Genomic DNA, 14,537 nt, shown 5'->3' with positions numbered 1-14,537 from the left:
CTATCCGCGCGGCCCTAGCACGCGACACCACCTTCGACGCGCAAGGTTTGTGTCACGCCCTTGTAGGTGATCGTCAGGGTTCCGCTAAGCGACGTGCTGTCGGTGTTCTCGTTGGTTACTCCGGACTCCACGGACTCGACCACGCGCAGCGTGTGCGCGACGTCTTCGAACACGTTCGTCACACCGTGTTCCCGGCTATCCGAGTGCGACAAGGTCACGCGGACCAGCGCTCCATCGATACGAATAAAGCCCACGCCTTCGGTCTCGCTGCTGCTCTCGCGGAACGTCTCGCCGGACGCCGGCGCAGCGCCGGTCACCGTCAAGCCGCTGGTGCAGCCCTGCAGTTCGCCATCGCCGTCATTCTCGGCCAGCAAACCCACGGTAAAGGCAGACGTGGGCGGCGCCGGCTTCGGCGCGGCGCTTGCGGCTACCGCGGGTGACGCCGGTGCATGCGCTGCATCTGGCGTGGCGGCGTGATCGCTGCATGCGGCAATGGCACCAGCTGCGGCGCACAGAAGCATCAGTGGCACTAGGTTTTTCATTGCGCCGGCATCTTGCCGAAAACGGTAGCCACGGTGATCAGCAGGCTAAGCACGCCAAGCAGCATGCACACTGGGCCGAAGAAGTACTTGGTGAGTTTCATTGCACGCTCTTTCCCCAACAGGGAGATCCAGATGCGCGCCCGTCCGTGGCTAAGCCCCCACTCCGCGACCTTCTCCTTGGTCGACAGCAGAAAACCAAGAGCGAAGAAGGCGATGCCCACCAGCAGCATCACGATGTTCTGAGTAGCCATAACTTGAAGTCCCTTTCCTTGCTTGCGACAGAATGCGATGACGGTGGACACCCAACCGCCTTACGTAGTTTAGAGACGCCCTCTCCGTCCCGCACGCACCCGGCCCGCCATTTCGTGCGGGCCGGGTGGTATTCCGCCGAGTCTTTCAGACTTTTCCTACATTCCGGTCAAGCAGCGGCCTGGATGGCGGCGCCCAGCTCGGCATTGGTATAGGCCTTGCCCCCGATCCCCCACGCACCGTCGACGGCGTACGTCACATTGACGAAGGTCCGTTCTCGCGGATGCGTGCCCGCTTTCAACCGGTCGATGATGTCGGTGACCTCGCCGATAAAGGCCTGCTTCACCTCGGCATTGGGGAAGGTCACGGTGGGCACCGTCACCTCGATCACGGCAAGCGAGTGGAACCCGCCGCCCACATAGCTTTCCGACTGCTGGCTCACCATTAAATGCCCAATCACGTTGGGCGCCATAAAGGCATTGTCGGTAAGGCCATGAACGTGAAGCAGCGCCTGGGCAACGCGCGGCAACACCTCACGCTCGCCCTGTGCAGTAAGCAGGCCCTTGGTAACCTGAATTGAGATAGGCATAGCAACAACTCCCTGGATTCTTGAGGGGTGGGTCGAATCAGAGCTCTTGTTCCTGCATCACGGTCGCCATATAACGGTCGTGACGCGGCGATCGTTCCATAACGATCGTTATGTCGTCAAGCGCCAAATAGTGATCGTTATGTGGAGACATGCTATGGCCCACCGGCCCGGTAAGAAGGAAGAAAGCAGAGCAAAGATCCTTAAGAGCGCGGGCCGGGGCTTTCGCAGCCGCGGTTTCGGCGGCTCCGGCATAGACGGCCTAGCGAAAAACGCCGCCGTCACCTCAGGCGCGTTCTACGCCCACTTCAAATCCAAGGCGGATGCATTCCGCGAAGCCGTGGTCGAGGGGCTCGCCGAGCTGAAGGACGGCGTGGAACAGATGCGCGCCCAGCGCGGCGCGCGCTGGCATAAGGAGTTCGTGGACTTCTACCTCGGCGACCGCCGCACCTGCGATCTTGGCGATAGCTGCGCCCTGCAAAGCCTTTCCGGCGAAGTCGCGCGCGCGGATGACGAAACACGCGAAGCCTTCGAAGTTGAACTGCGCGGCATCATCGACGCCGTCGCGGGTGGGCTGGAGGGAACAACCAAAGCCAAGCGCGAGGAGGCCATCAGCCTGCTCGCCCTGCTCGTGGGGAGCGTCACCCTGGCGCGTGCGGTCAAGGATCCCGCTGTGAGCAACGAGATCGCGGCGGCGGTGCGAAAGAGCGCGCTAGCGTTGCATAGCGGCACTTGATCATGGCGAGTGCTGAAGCCTCGCCGCATAGCTAGAAGAGAGCGTATCGCCGAACTCAGGTTGAAATGTAGGGTTTGACCAGGATTTGGTACGTAGGCTCGTCCAACGTATCGGTAAGCTGCATTTGATGACTGGCCTGATATCGATGCCAAGCGCTCAACGTGGGATTCTCCCAAAGCCCATTGAACATCCCCGGGTTGAAACCTTCGTACCACAGACAACACTGAGCCGTGCGAATACGCAGATCGGGAAGCTTGTCCTGCAGCAAGTCAAATTGAGCCTTCACCTTTTGGTCGTACTGGTTGGAGGCAAAGCCCGTACCGTTGTAAAGCCTGGCGAATGTCGCCCAGTCCTCTTTCGCGAGCGCCTTCGCTGCGCCGAGCTTGACCATCTCAGCCGCCATGGCGGACACCTGGTCATCTTCCGACTTGACCATCGACAGAACAAAGCTGGTGACATCGGCAAAGCCTGCCTTCTGATAGTTTTCTCCAAGCGTCTGCCCGATACCCCATGAGCAACTCTGCAAGGCCTTGTCCTGGTCCAGCGCGCACGCTTTCGCGAGAAAAAGATACTGATCGTTGTAGGTCCCGTGATTCTGGTGATAAACCGCCGAGCTGATATCGGGGTTCGTTTCGTCGTAGGCGTGATCAGTCAAACCGCTGAACTGCTGAGGTTCGTAGAGAATCTGGGGCCGCCGGTCGCGCAGATATCCGCCGTTGGGAAAGTCCGTCTCCACGAAAATAACCGCCCACAGATGCCTGGCATCTACACCTGCGCGGCCGCAAGCAGCATTGAGCGCAAGCGCCGTCAACGGTGTTCCTTGGCCGATCAAGGGCACGATATACATGGCATGCATCCTGGGCTGCAACACAGCAATGCGAAGACGATACGCTCGCCACACCGGCTCTCCGGCCAGCATGGCTATTGGTTATTGGCTATTGCCAAGCTGCCCCAGCCCCACAAACTTCGTCCTAGGCGGAGGAGGTGTGCCATTAGTACTTTGCCTCGCCTTTTCAGCGACGCCGCTCCCTGCCGGGGTTTGCCCGCCAGCCGCAGCAAATTCGATGGGAACGCTCCCCGTGCCGACCGTGTTCGCGCCCACATCGGTAACAAGCGCACCAGCGTCTATTTGCGCGACAAGGCTTCCGTCCCCGCTCGAGCTAATCAGCGCCTTGATGATGCATCCACCCGGTGATGGCACCAGGGCGCCTGCTTTATAAGTGATGCCATTGGTCGCGGGAATCACTTTTGCCACTTCACACGTCGACTGAGATATATCCGGCGTCGCCAACTTCACGCCTGCCGTGACCGTGAACGGAATCAAGAGATCCTTGCTCAGGGTGGCATTTTTTCCACTCGCGTTATTCAGCGCGACAGTGAGGATTGCTTCGGTGCCGGTCGTAACCGCCTTCTTTCCGCCGAAATCGGCCGTCACTGAAACACCTGCATTGGCCTCGGAGGGGGCATTCGCTGTGGCCGTACTGATGCTCTGCGATATCAGGTACTCCGCCGACGCCATGCTGCACTTGGAGTGGATTGATTCAATCTTTGCCACTTCGACGGGCAGTATGAGGTTCTCGTCGGTCATGCTCGACATGCCATCCATATACTGCTGGACGGCAACAGCGTAAGAAACGGTCATCACCTTGCCGATGTTCGCGACCGTTGCGTCCGCGAAATACCCGGACAGGTAAGCGTTCTTCGTACCTGAAGCAACCGTAGCCGAGGCGGTCAGGCCATGAACCGTCGTGATGGGCTTCGCCACCGTGGCAAGCGCCGAAAACAGCGTACTGAACGTGTCCCCGATGAAGTTCGCATCACCTTGTGCCGCGTCCACTTTGTTGGCGAAGTCGCGGCATTTCAATACAGAGTCAAGCAGAACCGCGCCGAGGTATCTCTTCTTCCCTGCAAAGTCGGCGGGGATAGCAACGTGTCCTGGTCCTGCTGTCGATGACGCCATTGCCAAGAAGACAGGGTCATCCAGCTGCTTATTGATCGGCGCAGCGGAGATGATGGACGGATCATTTTTGCTTCTAAAACTGAAGCATCCGGAGAGGCCCGAGACCGTAATAAGCAAAAGCACGCTCCACCAGAGAAAGGCTTTCATTTCCGCTCCCTGAGCAAAAATTTCAGACGCCTCTACGCCACCTGTTTGCACAGACAGCACTGACAACGCGGCTACAGCACCCCATTCCATGTCCGTCGTCGAGAAACGGGAAAATCGTTTCGACTGAACACTGGCGGCAAAGGCTACTCCCCGATTCTTGCCGCTTCAATCTGTTACATATCAGATACATATCCCACACCCTCCGACCATGCCTGATCGCGCCAAGCGCCATCAAGGCTCCGCGAAAGCGAGTGGTCTAATCCAGGAGGCCTTGTTCGCAACACGTCCACTTCGTGACGAGGGACGCAAGAAAGCACACGAACGGGTGCGCCCGACAGGACGAACTCGCTCAACCTACAGATGGCATCAGAAAAGTCCTACATGTTCAGCAAGAGCGTGGGCTTATGGTGCACACCGGGCGGCCCAAGGCTGTCTCGCGCCGGCAACCGCTGTCTTGTCGTGCGCGCACCGACCCGCTCTGGATCACGGAAGGAATCGTACCGAGGCGGCAAGTCGTTCAAGGAAGTACGAACGGACCGCAGCCATGGCGTGCTTTGACGCCCTAGCGCCGTCGCCAGTCAAGGAGACAAACATGGATGTGATGTCGAGGTGCAAGATCATTCGCCTGGTCGCTACGCAGGGAAAATTGCGTGTGTACGAAATGGACGATGGCACCTGGTTGATGGTCTGGGACGGTACGGTGGCATGGCGCAACAACAATCCGGGCAGACTCAAGTTCGCCTTCGCAGGCAGCGCCGATGATCCGCACAGCCATGTAACGCGCACGCGGGAAGAAGCACTCGGCGACGCGCAACGGCGATACCAGGGATTGATCGATCTTGACCCATGGGGCAATGCCGTCTTCGAGAGTTATGACGCCGGTCGCGAAGCCCAGAAGAAGCTGTTGCGAGAAGGCGTGAAAGACGACACCGTCGAGCAACTGGTCTTGCGTTACTCCACCCACGATTACAGCGGAAGTACGCACCACGCCAACCAGGTCGCGATCATTCACGCCACCGCCGCCGCAAAGGGCTTGGACCTGCACGGCAAGATGGTCAAGGACATGACCCCGCGGGAGATCAACGCGCTCGCCGACGGACTGGCGAAGGCCGAATCCTGGAAGGTCGGAGCAGTCGAAAAGACTCAGCCGCTCAGCGACGAGCAACTGCGCTCTACCCTGGCCCAACACGCAACGCCATCCCCGCACGGCCACGCACAGCGCCACCACGATACCTGGCGCGAGGGCGATCATGGCCCCGGCGTGGCACAGCTTCAGCAGGACTTGGTCACGCTCGGTGTCAACGCAAAAGATGGGCGTCCGCTCGTGCCCGATCAGCACTTTGGCCCGCGAACGCACGAAGCCGTGGAAGCCTTCCAGCGCTCGCATGGATTGCACGCCGACGGCGTGGCCAGCTCGGCCACCATCAGCGCACTGGCGCACGCGAGAGCGCTTGCCCTGGCTGATGCGCCCAGCCTGCTCGACGCGAGACATCCCGCGCATCACATGTTCAAGCAAGCCTATCAATGCGTGGCGCGCATCGACGGGAGCCAGGGCCGCACGCCGAGCGCACACACGCAGATGTTCGCCGGCAGCCTCACTTCAGCCGCCCTGGGGGTAGGCATGAGCCAGATCGACCACGTTGTTTTGTCGGAGGACACCAGCCTGGGCATCGCCGTGCAGGGGCCGCTCGAATCGCCGTTCAAGCACTACGCGAGCGTGAACGCGATGGAGGCAGCCCAGACACCGCTCGACGTGAGCAGCCGGCAGGCGGCTGCGCATATGGAGCTCGCTCAGCTCACCCACGCCAAGAACGCGGATGTCTCCCCGTCGCAGCCCGCCGCCTCATCCGACGCGCCACGCTAAAGTTCAAGGAAAACCGACATGCTTCCGAAAGCTGCCATGAAAGACTTCGACTTTGACCAACTGCATCGCGACATCCTTGCTGCTGCCCGGCAGGCCTTTACCGACGTACTGACCCAGCGCCCCGTCGATGACTTATGCGCCTTTGCCATCTACAGCGACTCGGGCGCCATGACGGTCTGCCCCGCCATGTGCACTACAGAGTTTCTCGCCGAGAAAGCGCGCGACGCACCGGACGAATACCTGTTCTACAAGTACTCCCCGTCTGAATGGCCGCTCGAAGGCGCAGGCGCAGAAGAGGCGTTCGGCCGAATCTGCCGCATGCTCCGAGAGCATCTGTTTCATGACATCGACGACAGCGACCAGGCCTTTCATGCGTTTCAGCAACGCTTGATAGAGACCTGCGTGCAGGCACAGGCGGAGCTGCGCGAATCATTCTTCGCGGAACGTGCGGACGACTTTCTTCTGCTGGTCACCATTTCCGACGACGACGAACCCGCGCAAGCACTTCAGTCCAGGGTCAAACGTCTAAACAACGCACGGATCGCCGATGAGTTCGATGCGTGGGCACTCACCTGGAGCAACGCCTGAGTCGCCTCATGCGTCATCGTTCATTTGCCCTGCTGATCGGCATTGACCTTGGTGAGGTAGGCGCTTAACACCGCCACCTCGCTGTCCTCGATCGGCGCGCCGTAGGCCGTCCGCATTTTGTTGATCTCCGCCGTCCATTCCGTTTGCGTCAGCGCAGGCTGCTTCAACACCATGCCGGCCGAATGGCAGATAAGGCACTTTCCGGCAATATCCGAACCAGGACCCGGTGGAAACGAAGATTGGCTTGCTGGCAAATCCACCGATACCGAATGAATCGCGATAGGTGCGGGATGCGCCGATTGCGCGCAGGCCGGGTGCATCCATCCCAACGCCAGCATTATCGACAGAGCGAACGCATGTCTGATGTTCATATCAGCCAACCCGGACCTTGACCGATTCGATGACGTTGCGCATGAAGCCGCCCGGATTCCAGTTGGCCTCTGCGGGTTGCTCGACGCCGTTGGTGTTCACCGCCTTCACCATCAAGGTGTTCTCACCCTTGGCGCTGGGCGTGTACTTCGCATGCCAGCGACGGAAGCTGTACTTGCCATGGTCTTGTTCCAGCGTGGATTCCTCCCAGTGCGCGCCACCGTCAGCGGACCACAGCACCTTCGCGATACCGGCGTCCCCACCGAAAGCGATGCCGCGCACTTGCGTCGCATGACCGGCAAGTACCTTGTCACCATCGCGCAGATTGGTAATGAACGATCGCGGCACCATACGGTTGATCGGCACGCTCTTGTAGCCCGTCTGGCCGGGCACGACAGCCGCATGCGGCGTGTCGGGAATCAGATACGCCTTGGCCATCCAGAAATTCGTATCCGGCTTGTCCAACACCTCGATATCGCTGAGCATCTTCACCCAATAGGTGGAGTACCAGCCGGGCACAATCAGGCGCAGCGGGAATCCATTGAGTAGCGGCAACTGCTCATCGTTCATGCCCCACGCCACCATGACTTCGCCATCCCTCGCGTGATCGATGTCCAGCGACTTCAGGAAATCGGGTGTTGCCGGCAAAACACCACTGTCGAGCCCTTTGAAGCGCACCTGCACTGCATCTGCATTCACGCCGGCTTTGTCGAGGATGTCCTTCAAACGCACCCCCGTCCACCGCGCGCAACCCATTGCGCCATTGGCCCACTGCCCGCCAGCTATACGCGGATGGAACAAGCCACGCGAATTACCCGAGCACTGATTGACGGCCGCGATCTCCACTGTTTCGAACTCGCTCATCAATTGCTTGAGGCTGAGCGTGAGCGGCTTGTCCACCTGGCCGTGCACATTCAGGCGGAAGCTTTCTGCATCGATCTGCGTGGGTATGTAGGCCAGATGCCACCGCACGAAGAAACGGTTGTTCGGTGTGAATACGCCTTGGTCGAATACATCGAACGGCGTTTCGAGCATCGGCGGCCGCGTTCGCAACAGCAGCATCTCACCCTTCTGTGGAAAGGCGCGAGTCAGCTCGCGCTGCCCATTGGCGAACGGTAGCTGCGCCGTCGGCGCATCAGCCGCTAACGCTTTGGCGCCACCTAATGCACCGATCGAACCCATCCACCCCGCCGCACGCAGGAAGCGGCGGCGGGAGGGATCGTTGGCGTTCCACTTCTGATTCATCGCGACTCCCTCTTGCAGTGATTCCGCCCTCCGTGTCACGAAGAAAGCGACAAGCGCGGCTCGCACATATGCTCGATGACATATCCGCCGCCACCCGTCCAAGAGGCGTGAAAAACGCCACCCGATGAAGCCTACGGGGACATCGGGAGCGCGCCGCCGACTACTTGCTACTGGCTGGAAAGAGCAAAGAACTTCACGATACCGGCCGACCCCGATGCCGAATTGTCCTGCAGATAGTTACCTGCCTTGAAGTAAACCGTGCCGCCATCCCAGCTCTGATCGTACGTGAACGAACGCGTCGCGCCATTGACGGTCACCGTCACCACGCGGTCGGACTGGGCGATCCGGTAGTCGATGCGATCGCCCAGCATCAACCCGTGCGCCAGCGTAAAACGCTGCTCTGTACTGCCAGGGCTCGCCTTGACCCCCACCACGATGTCGCCCTTCGACCAGCGGATCTTGAGGGCCTCCGAGCCCTTACCGTCACCGTGAATCTGCCCCACGATAATGCCGCCACTGCCTGGTTGCTGTGTCACGGCCAGCGAGGCGCTCAGGGTGTGCTGGCCGGAGAATGTCCACTCACGCGTATCGCGTAATTCGGAGCGCGGGTAATGCGACCCTCGCGTGCTTGCGCCGTTGTCCGGGCAGTTGAACACCATCGCTTGGGCGTCGGCGTCGTAATAGAAATACGCGCTGGAGAAATCACGCAGCGTGGGCTGCTTCACTTCCTCCACACTGTCTCCGCGAGCGACAGGGGTCTGCAACTTGAAGGGTGACAGGTCAAAGTGCTGGCCAGGTGCGCCTGATGAAAACACGCCCTCGGCGAGCACTGCGTTTGACAACGCCAACAAACCAGTCATGGCGACGGCACCTACCCAGCGACCCAACTGCTTCTTGCCTTGCATCGAGCTGACTCCTTGCATCGGTGATGGCGTGATTGCCTGATCGATCAGCAACGCCTGGGTCGCAACGGTGGATGACCGGGCTGTTGGATGGCATTCATGCAGATGTGGGTGAGGCGGACGGCGCCGGGTTGACTTCAATATTCATCCAGGGGGAATCTGTCAGGTGCCTCACCGACCGATGGACCACAGACAACCACAGCATGGAGATGCTATGAACAAGTCGCTTTTTATCATGACACTGGCCTTGGGCCTTGCCGCATGTTCCAGCCAGAATGGCAGCGAGCTTGGCGCCGCTCACCAAAACGAGCCCTTCGCGGATCAGCACAAGCAATTCCACACGCACATCGTGCGTTCGGTATCGGAAGAAGGACAGGTGCCGACACCGCCGAAGGACAGTGGCTTTGCGCTGATTACCTACCCGTCACAGGGCAAGACCCTGCCCGCTTACATTTCTGCAGATCCCGGCGACGGAAAGAAGCACCCGGCCATCATCTGGGTGGTGGGTGGATGGAGCAACGCCATCGACCTGGACAATCTTGTCCATGGCGAATGGGATAACGACCAATCCGCCCTTGCCTTCGCCGATCACGGCATTGTCACCCTGTTCCCCACCTTCCGTGGCGGTAGTAGCGGCACCGGTACCAAAGAGGCGAAGTACGGCGAGATGGATGACGTCATCGCCGCCTATGACTATCTCGCCAGCCAGCCCTACGTGGATACAAACCGCATCTACCTGGGCGGCCACAGCACCGGCGGCACGCTGGTGATGCTAACGGCGGAAGCGATGGACAAATTCCGCGCTGTGTTCGCCTTCGGCGCCACCGATCGCTTCGAAAAGCACAACGCAACGCAGTTCGTTTTCGATACGAATGACAAGCGGGAATTTGACCTGCGCTCACCCATTCTCTGGCTGAGTGACATCAAGAACCCTACGTTTGTGTTTGAGGGCGACCAGAGCGACAAGGCGCAGTCACTGGAAGCCATGAAAAGCACTACCAAGAATGGCCAGGTGCATTTCCATCTCGTCAACCACGCCGATCACTTCAGCACACTGGCGCCGTTGACAGAAATGCTGGCGAAGAAGGTAGTCGAGGATACCGGCCCGCAATCGAACATCCAGATTACGGATGCCGATGTACAGGCAGCGATGGCGCAGCCGCCGATTCAACACTAAATGGCTTTGTGCGAAAGGAATCAGCGGGTGATGCCCTGGTTCCTTTCGCACCGCTCAGAGCACTAAAGAGCCAGATTGCTTACGCATTCTGGCTCTTTGTTCGCGCTCTTCAGCGTTGCACGGCGAGCTCCTCATACAACTTGTCGCCCACCAGCTTGTTGACCCAGCTCGATGGATGACTGCTGTAGTAATAGAAATACTTTCTAGGATCGGAGCATGGCGGTGCTCTCTTCTCGCCCAGTGGCTCACTGAAGGCGCAAGGATCTTTGGCATTCACGATGCCGTATGCCTCAGGGTGACTGACGATCTCGTCGAAGTAACTACCCCACTGGCTGAAACGCAAATCGATACCCAGCTTCTGGCGCAACGCGGGCACCAGCTTTTCGTAGGCGGGGTTCAACCGCTTTGCTGCCTCGGAGAAATCAGACATCTGGGTGGGGAGGCGTGCCAACACGATATGGCGTGCGCCTACTGACTTCAGTATCTCGATCTGCCGGGTGATATGGGCCACGGAGACATCCAAGGACGTCTTGTCATCGTTGAGGCCGCCAGCGATGAAGAACAGCGTCTTGTCCGGGTCAAAGGTGATCGACTTGTCACGCACGCGCGCGGCGAAGTCCTGCACCTGATTAATCATGCCCACTTCCAGCATCAGGCCGTTGGTTTTCACGCCGGGATTAAGCCCCGTATCCGCACCCGCCACTGCGAAATCGATGCTTTCGCTATTGGCGTTCTTATCCTTGGAATGCGTGAACGGCAGGTTCATCCGTTGCGCCATGTACGCCACGGAGGTGGGGCCATTACCGGCCAGGTAGCCGGCCCCCATGTCGGAGTAGCTGTCACCAAAGACATAGAGGCGATTGAACTCCGCGCTGGCCATCGCGCGTGGAGCCACTACCACTGCACACAGGACAACAAGAAAGCCAAGGACTAGCCGCATGGGATGCTCCGCATGACAAGACCGAACCGGGCAAAGAAAGCCACCGCCCATGGAGAGGTAGGGTGGCCTGGCAGGTGCTCATGGTGGGGTGAATGACGCCGGATGCACACGTGCCGGAAGCTTGGGGTACCCGTGCCGGAGCTCATCGATACCCACCAAGCACGCCACACAGCTATCTCGCCATGCAGGCGCTACGCAGAGGTATCCGCATCCTTGGGCAGGTTGGCGTTGATCCAGCCCGTGATGAAGGCGTCCAGCGGCATTCGTTCCGGCACGTCGATAGCGGCCTCACGCACATAGACCGCCGCGGCCTTGATCAGCGACTGCCGCGCAATACTTGTCGCCTGCCGCGCCGCCGCCTGCTTCTGGCGCAATTGCACAATGTGCGCCGAGGGCTTTCCCGGCTTAGCGTACTTTTGATAGCGACGCAGCTCATCCGCTGCCAGCGTGGTATCCGATGCAGCCTGCAGCGTGGCCCTGTAGGCCTTCAGCAAGGGAATCAGGGTGGCGGCTTTCGCATCCACCGCGCCCGGATCGCCCGATGTCTCCAGCGCATCAAGAAGCCCGGCGTACGGGAACAGTGTGGTCGTGGTCATGGGGAGGAAGCCTGAAGCGTGGCCGCTCAGCATAGGCGCGAGCGGCAGGTATACGCCAGCCAAAAGCGAGTTCGCGGCACCAGCCAACGACGCCCTCTTCTTCTGCAATGCCTGAAAATGACTTGGGGAAAAATCCACCGGGAGCTTGGCTAGGCGCTCCCTGCGCATGCTGGCCAGCCCTCGCCATGCTCGTCTTCTGTTAAGCCTTTCTCTCGCGAGTTTTCAGCACAGGCCGGCGTGCATATCGGCCCGCCATGGAGGTCAGCCACGTGTAGACCTTGCGCGGCAGCGACTTGAGACGGAGCACCGGTTTCTCGATCACGTGCCAGGAGAAGACAGCCATGGTCAACGCCAGCGGCCACGCGATAAACGCATTGACCAAGCTCGAGGCCCCTGGCACCCAATGAGCCGCGACCTGCTGCATGGGGAAACCCCACAAGTACAGGCCATATGAGTAATCGCCGAAGCTGTTATAGCCGTACCACCGCATGTTGTACGCGAAGGCAAAGACAAAGCTCATCAAGGCAAGCGCCAGCGCAAAGGGGTAGAGCACGCTGCCATGCGCCAACCATGCGAGCAGCGCCGTAACCGCCGCAACCGGCCAGCCGACATACACCCACGAGCGATTGACGAAACAGAACGCGCCCAAAGCGAAGTAACCCGCGGGCTGCACGAAGTCGGCGAGCGGCACCAACGGAATCGAACCGGGCCTGACGATGCCCCAGACAACCAAGGCAACGATAAGCACATTGGCCAGATACTTGCGCCCGAGAATGCCAGTAACCCCGACGATCCCCACCCACAAATACATCCGCACTTCCGCCGGCAACGTCCAGATGGACCCATTGACCGCACCGTGCACCTGCTGGTCAGTGAAAACACCGGGAAGGTAGTAAGCCAGGTACTTGCCAAGCTCAATATTCTTGGTGACGTAGTACAGCACCTTATGGTCACGGAGATAGTCCGCGAGCGGCAGGCTAGTGAAGAGGGGGCCAAGCACATACGCCGAGCCCACCAGGCAGAACAGATACGCCGGGTAGATCCGCAAAAGGCGGGCCCAGAGAAAACTGGGCAGATGCTGGCGGCGCAGATAGCTGCCGGCAATCATGAAGCCGCTGATGACAAAGAAGGCATTGACCGCCAGCGCGCCCGAGTACGAGCCCCAGCCCAGCCACAAGAACAGGTCCATCTTGCTGGAGTCGCCGCTGATCGGCGCGCCATGGCCATAAATCACCAGGCTCGCCGCGAGCAGGCGGAGCAGAAGAAAATTATCTTGCGCCTCGGCAGACGCCTCGCCTAGCGTCCGCACACGAAAAAAACCCTTCACGGCCACGACTTCCCTATCCATCAAACGCAAGTTATTTCATGCAAGCGCATGATTTTGCCGCGTTTCGTAAGTAATAGACAGTGCAGGCCCGGCCGGGCATCTCATCAGGCCGCCGCCGGAGCGCCGCCCACATTGCGAATGGCTGGCGCTCACCGATAGGCCACCCCGCCAGGCCTTGGCGGATCACTTCTGCCATTCACATTTCCGCGCCGCCAAAGGGGCCGAAGCCTTGGGGGCACCGTCAGCGTGCTTCAGCACATCAAGGAGCTGGCACGACAACGACGTGACCATGCTCATGGGAAGGTGAAGCAGCTCTAGCCCGTGTGTGCGTCAGAAAGCACACGATCCTTCGCGATGGAAGAAAGCGCCACAGCCCCTTAGTGTTGCCGGGAACAAGGGGAAAGCTATGGACTCTGCGACACTCACCTTCGCCGCGCTGAACACGCGCATCGATCAACTACCTGATCACGAAAGCCTATCCATGGCACCGACCAAACGTCAGCGCTGGGGCTACGTCGTTGGGTTTGGCGTGGGCTTTACCGGCCTGTCTTAGAAGAACTCCACCTACTTCGTCGCTTCGGAAGCAATCCGGTTATCAATCCCTGAAATGAACTGCGGCATGCGTGCCATCGCAGAAGGGCTTGTTCTTAGACTGCCCGCATCGGCAGAGCGTGACCCGGTTACGCACCTCGTACTTGAATCCATCGGCCGAGACAACGGGAATACCCCCGCGTAACCACAGCGGGCCGCTGCACTTTTCCACCGGGTCTTCGATAAGGCCAATGGAAACCGGCAACTCGGTTTCGACGGACTCACCGGTCGCGCTGTCCCAAGCCACCAAACGCCCTGACGGACACTGGTTGACCTGGCGGATAAAGTTGGCGCGCACTTGCGGATCGTCCGTCGAAGCCACCTGACTCCAGACCTGTCCATGCGGGTCGCAGAAGCGAGCAAACGCGCAAAGGCTTTCTGCGTCCGTGAGCGCATGCAACGGACCGTTCATCACCTTCGCCTGATCGAGATACGACTGCCGGCTCGCGCGCTCCGTCCCATCAAAGCCGACTTTCTGGTGCGAGCCATCGCAGAACGGTTTCGACTGCGACGCACCACACCGACACAGTGCGTACGTGGCGGCGTGATCGATCGGCGGGCCTTCCTTCCAGGCTTCCGAACCACCCTCGGCATCGGCAACGATGGTTTGCTTCGCGAGCGCGATATCGCCTACCACCAGATACGGACCATTCTTGGAAACGGTTACCTGGATGTTCGCTTTTACCCGTGCCATGCCACTTCCCCTCTCGCCATGGGA

The 14,537-nt window shown here is 59.7% G+C and carries 17 protein-coding genes; 5 read left to right on the top strand and 12 right to left on the bottom strand.

All coding sequences use genetic code 11. From position 1 onward, the window contains the following. Positions 1-14: 14 nt before the first annotated feature. From DyAD56_RS06230 to DyAD56_RS06220, 3 genes are all read right to left on the bottom strand, one after another. Positions 15-530 carry a hypothetical protein gene (locus tag DyAD56_RS06230; RefSeq protein WP_102301892.1) on the bottom strand — a complete coding sequence of 172 codons (516 nt, stop codon included), beginning with the start codon at positions 528-530 and terminating at the stop codon, positions 15-17. Between the two features lie 8 nt (positions 531-538). After that, entirely contained in the window at positions 539-793 is a 255-nt protein-coding gene (locus DyAD56_RS06225; RefSeq protein WP_102301891.1) for a hypothetical protein, read from the bottom strand. Between the two features lie 167 nt (positions 794-960). Further along, the gene (locus tag DyAD56_RS06220; protein WP_102301890.1) at positions 961-1,380 is read right to left on the bottom strand and encodes a hypothetical protein; all 420 of its coding nucleotides are present in this window, start codon (positions 1,378-1,380) and stop codon (positions 961-963) included. Positions 1,381-1,534: 154 nt separating this feature from the next. On the opposite strand from DyAD56_RS06220, the gene DyAD56_RS06215 reads away from it, so the two are divergent. Continuing rightward, positions 1,535-2,113, top strand: a complete 579-nt coding sequence (locus tag DyAD56_RS06215; RefSeq protein WP_102301889.1) for a TetR/AcrR family transcriptional regulator — start codon at positions 1,535-1,537, stop codon at positions 2,111-2,113. Between the two features lie 55 nt (positions 2,114-2,168). On the opposite strand, the gene DyAD56_RS06210 is transcribed toward DyAD56_RS06215, so the two are convergent. Together DyAD56_RS06210 and DyAD56_RS06205 are read right to left on the bottom strand one after the other, a co-directional pair. Beyond that, positions 2,169-2,960, bottom strand: coding sequence for an N-acetylmuramidase family protein (locus DyAD56_RS06210; RefSeq protein WP_158241275.1), 792 nt, complete (start codon positions 2,958-2,960; stop codon positions 2,169-2,171). A gap of 81 nt (positions 2,961-3,041) precedes the next feature. After that, complete coding sequence (locus tag DyAD56_RS06205) at positions 3,042-4,220, bottom strand: hypothetical protein (protein WP_102301887.1); 1,179 nt, start codon at positions 4,218-4,220, stop codon at positions 3,042-3,044. A gap of 592 nt (positions 4,221-4,812) precedes the next feature. On the opposite strand from DyAD56_RS06205, the gene DyAD56_RS06200 reads away from it, so the two are divergent. Both DyAD56_RS06200 and DyAD56_RS06195 read left to right on the top strand, forming a co-directional pair. Beyond that, entirely contained in the window at positions 4,813-6,084 is a 1,272-nt protein-coding gene (locus DyAD56_RS06200; protein ID WP_158241274.1) for a peptidoglycan-binding domain-containing protein, read from the top strand. Between the two features lie 18 nt (positions 6,085-6,102). Then, on the top strand, positions 6,103-6,672 hold the full coding sequence (locus DyAD56_RS06195; protein ID WP_102301885.1) for a DUF4303 domain-containing protein: 570 nt from the start codon (positions 6,103-6,105) through the stop codon (positions 6,670-6,672). 20 nt (positions 6,673-6,692) lie between these two features. Here the strand turns inward: DyAD56_RS06195 and DyAD56_RS06190 are convergent, their stop codons facing one another. The 3 genes from DyAD56_RS06190 to DyAD56_RS06180 all read right to left on the bottom strand — a co-directional run bounded on the left by DyAD56_RS06190 (position 6,693) and on the right by DyAD56_RS06180 (position 9,191). Then, positions 6,693-7,052, bottom strand: coding sequence for a cytochrome c (locus DyAD56_RS06190; RefSeq protein ID WP_146010448.1), 360 nt, complete (start codon positions 7,050-7,052; stop codon positions 6,693-6,695). Then, positions 7,045-8,286: a molybdopterin-dependent oxidoreductase gene (locus DyAD56_RS06185; protein WP_102301883.1), complete on the bottom strand. Its 1,242-nt coding sequence runs from the start codon at positions 8,284-8,286 to the stop codon at positions 7,045-7,047. Before DyAD56_RS06185 ends, DyAD56_RS06190 begins: the two co-directional genes overlap by 8 nt. Before the next feature lie 167 nt (positions 8,287-8,453). Then, a complete protein-coding gene (locus tag DyAD56_RS06180; RefSeq protein WP_158241273.1) occupies positions 8,454-9,191 on the bottom strand; it encodes a polysaccharide lyase family 7 protein in 738 nt (245 codons plus the stop codon). A gap of 211 nt (positions 9,192-9,402) precedes the next feature. Between DyAD56_RS06180 and DyAD56_RS06175 the strand changes: the two genes are divergently transcribed. Beyond that, on the top strand, positions 9,403-10,365 hold the full coding sequence (locus DyAD56_RS06175) for a prolyl oligopeptidase family serine peptidase (RefSeq protein ID WP_158241272.1): 963 nt from the start codon (positions 9,403-9,405) through the stop codon (positions 10,363-10,365). A gap of 109 nt (positions 10,366-10,474) precedes the next feature. On the opposite strand, the gene DyAD56_RS06170 is transcribed toward DyAD56_RS06175, so the two are convergent. From DyAD56_RS06170 to DyAD56_RS06160, 3 genes are all read right to left on the bottom strand, one after another. Beyond that, the gene (locus DyAD56_RS06170) at positions 10,475-11,305 is read right to left on the bottom strand and encodes an SGNH/GDSL hydrolase family protein (protein ID WP_146010447.1); all 831 of its coding nucleotides are present in this window, start codon (positions 11,303-11,305) and stop codon (positions 10,475-10,477) included. 191 nt (positions 11,306-11,496) lie between these two features. Beyond that, positions 11,497-11,901, bottom strand: a complete 405-nt coding sequence (locus DyAD56_RS06165; RefSeq protein ID WP_102301879.1) for a hypothetical protein — start codon at positions 11,899-11,901, stop codon at positions 11,497-11,499. Positions 11,902-12,100: 199 nt separating this feature from the next. Beyond that, positions 12,101-13,228 (bottom strand): acyltransferase, encoded by a 1,128-nt coding sequence (locus DyAD56_RS06160; protein ID WP_158241271.1) that lies wholly within the window; start codon positions 13,226-13,228, stop codon positions 12,101-12,103. 406 nt (positions 13,229-13,634) lie between these two features. On the opposite strand from DyAD56_RS06160, the gene DyAD56_RS23850 reads away from it, so the two are divergent. Continuing rightward, entirely contained in the window at positions 13,635-13,781 is a 147-nt protein-coding gene (locus tag DyAD56_RS23850; RefSeq protein ID WP_158241270.1) for a hypothetical protein, read from the top strand. 42 nt (positions 13,782-13,823) lie between these two features. Here DyAD56_RS23850 and DyAD56_RS06155 read toward each other — a convergent pair whose 3' ends face one another. Continuing rightward, positions 13,824-14,513 (bottom strand): CDGSH iron-sulfur domain-containing protein, encoded by a 690-nt coding sequence (locus DyAD56_RS06155; RefSeq protein WP_102301877.1) that lies wholly within the window; start codon positions 14,511-14,513, stop codon positions 13,824-13,826. Between the last annotated feature and the right edge of the window lie 24 nt (positions 14,514-14,537).

This window comes from Dyella sp. AD56 (genome assembly GCF_002878475.1).
Lineage (GTDB): Bacteria > Pseudomonadota > Gammaproteobacteria > Xanthomonadales > Rhodanobacteraceae > Dyella.
The sequence above is the reverse complement of the archived record's forward strand: the minus strand, read 5'-3'. Positions and strand labels throughout refer to the sequence as shown.

What these genes read in the sequence shown, in the direction of transcription:
- DyAD56_RS06155 (WP_102301877.1), bottom strand. Translation starts at nt 14,513, where the DNA reads ATGGCACGGGTAAAAGCGAACATCCAGGTAACCGTTTCCAAGAATGGT.
- DyAD56_RS06170 (WP_146010447.1), bottom strand. Translation starts at nt 11,305, where the DNA reads ATGCGGCTAGTCCTTGGCTTTCTTGTTGTCCTGTGTGCAGTGGTAGTG.
- DyAD56_RS06165 (WP_102301879.1), bottom strand. Translation starts at nt 11,901, where the DNA reads ATGACCACGACCACACTGTTCCCGTACGCCGGGCTTCTTGATGCGCTG.
- DyAD56_RS06210 (WP_158241275.1), bottom strand. Translation starts at nt 2,960, where the DNA reads ATGTATATCGTGCCCTTGATCGGCCAAGGAACACCGTTGACGGCGCTT.
- DyAD56_RS06180 (WP_158241273.1), bottom strand. Translation starts at nt 9,191, where the DNA reads ATGCAAGGCAAGAAGCAGTTGGGTCGCTGGGTAGGTGCCGTCGCCATG.
- DyAD56_RS06205 (WP_102301887.1), bottom strand. Translation starts at nt 4,220, where the DNA reads ATGAAAGCCTTTCTCTGGTGGAGCGTGCTTTTGCTTATTACGGTCTCG.
- DyAD56_RS23850 (WP_158241270.1), top strand. Translation starts at nt 13,635, where the DNA reads ATGGACTCTGCGACACTCACCTTCGCCGCGCTGAACACGCGCATCGAT.
- DyAD56_RS06185 (WP_102301883.1), bottom strand. Translation starts at nt 8,286, where the DNA reads ATGAATCAGAAGTGGAACGCCAACGATCCCTCCCGCCGCCGCTTCCTG.
- DyAD56_RS06215 (WP_102301889.1), top strand. Translation starts at nt 1,535, where the DNA reads ATGGCCCACCGGCCCGGTAAGAAGGAAGAAAGCAGAGCAAAGATCCTT.
- DyAD56_RS06225 (WP_102301891.1), bottom strand. Translation starts at nt 793, where the DNA reads ATGGCTACTCAGAACATCGTGATGCTGCTGGTGGGCATCGCCTTCTTC.
- DyAD56_RS06195 (WP_102301885.1), top strand. Translation starts at nt 6,103, where the DNA reads ATGCTTCCGAAAGCTGCCATGAAAGACTTCGACTTTGACCAACTGCAT.
- DyAD56_RS06220 (WP_102301890.1), bottom strand. Translation starts at nt 1,380, where the DNA reads ATGCCTATCTCAATTCAGGTTACCAAGGGCCTGCTTACTGCACAGGGC.
- DyAD56_RS06175 (WP_158241272.1), top strand. Translation starts at nt 9,403, where the DNA reads ATGAACAAGTCGCTTTTTATCATGACACTGGCCTTGGGCCTTGCCGCA.
- DyAD56_RS06200 (WP_158241274.1), top strand. Translation starts at nt 4,813, where the DNA reads ATGGATGTGATGTCGAGGTGCAAGATCATTCGCCTGGTCGCTACGCAG.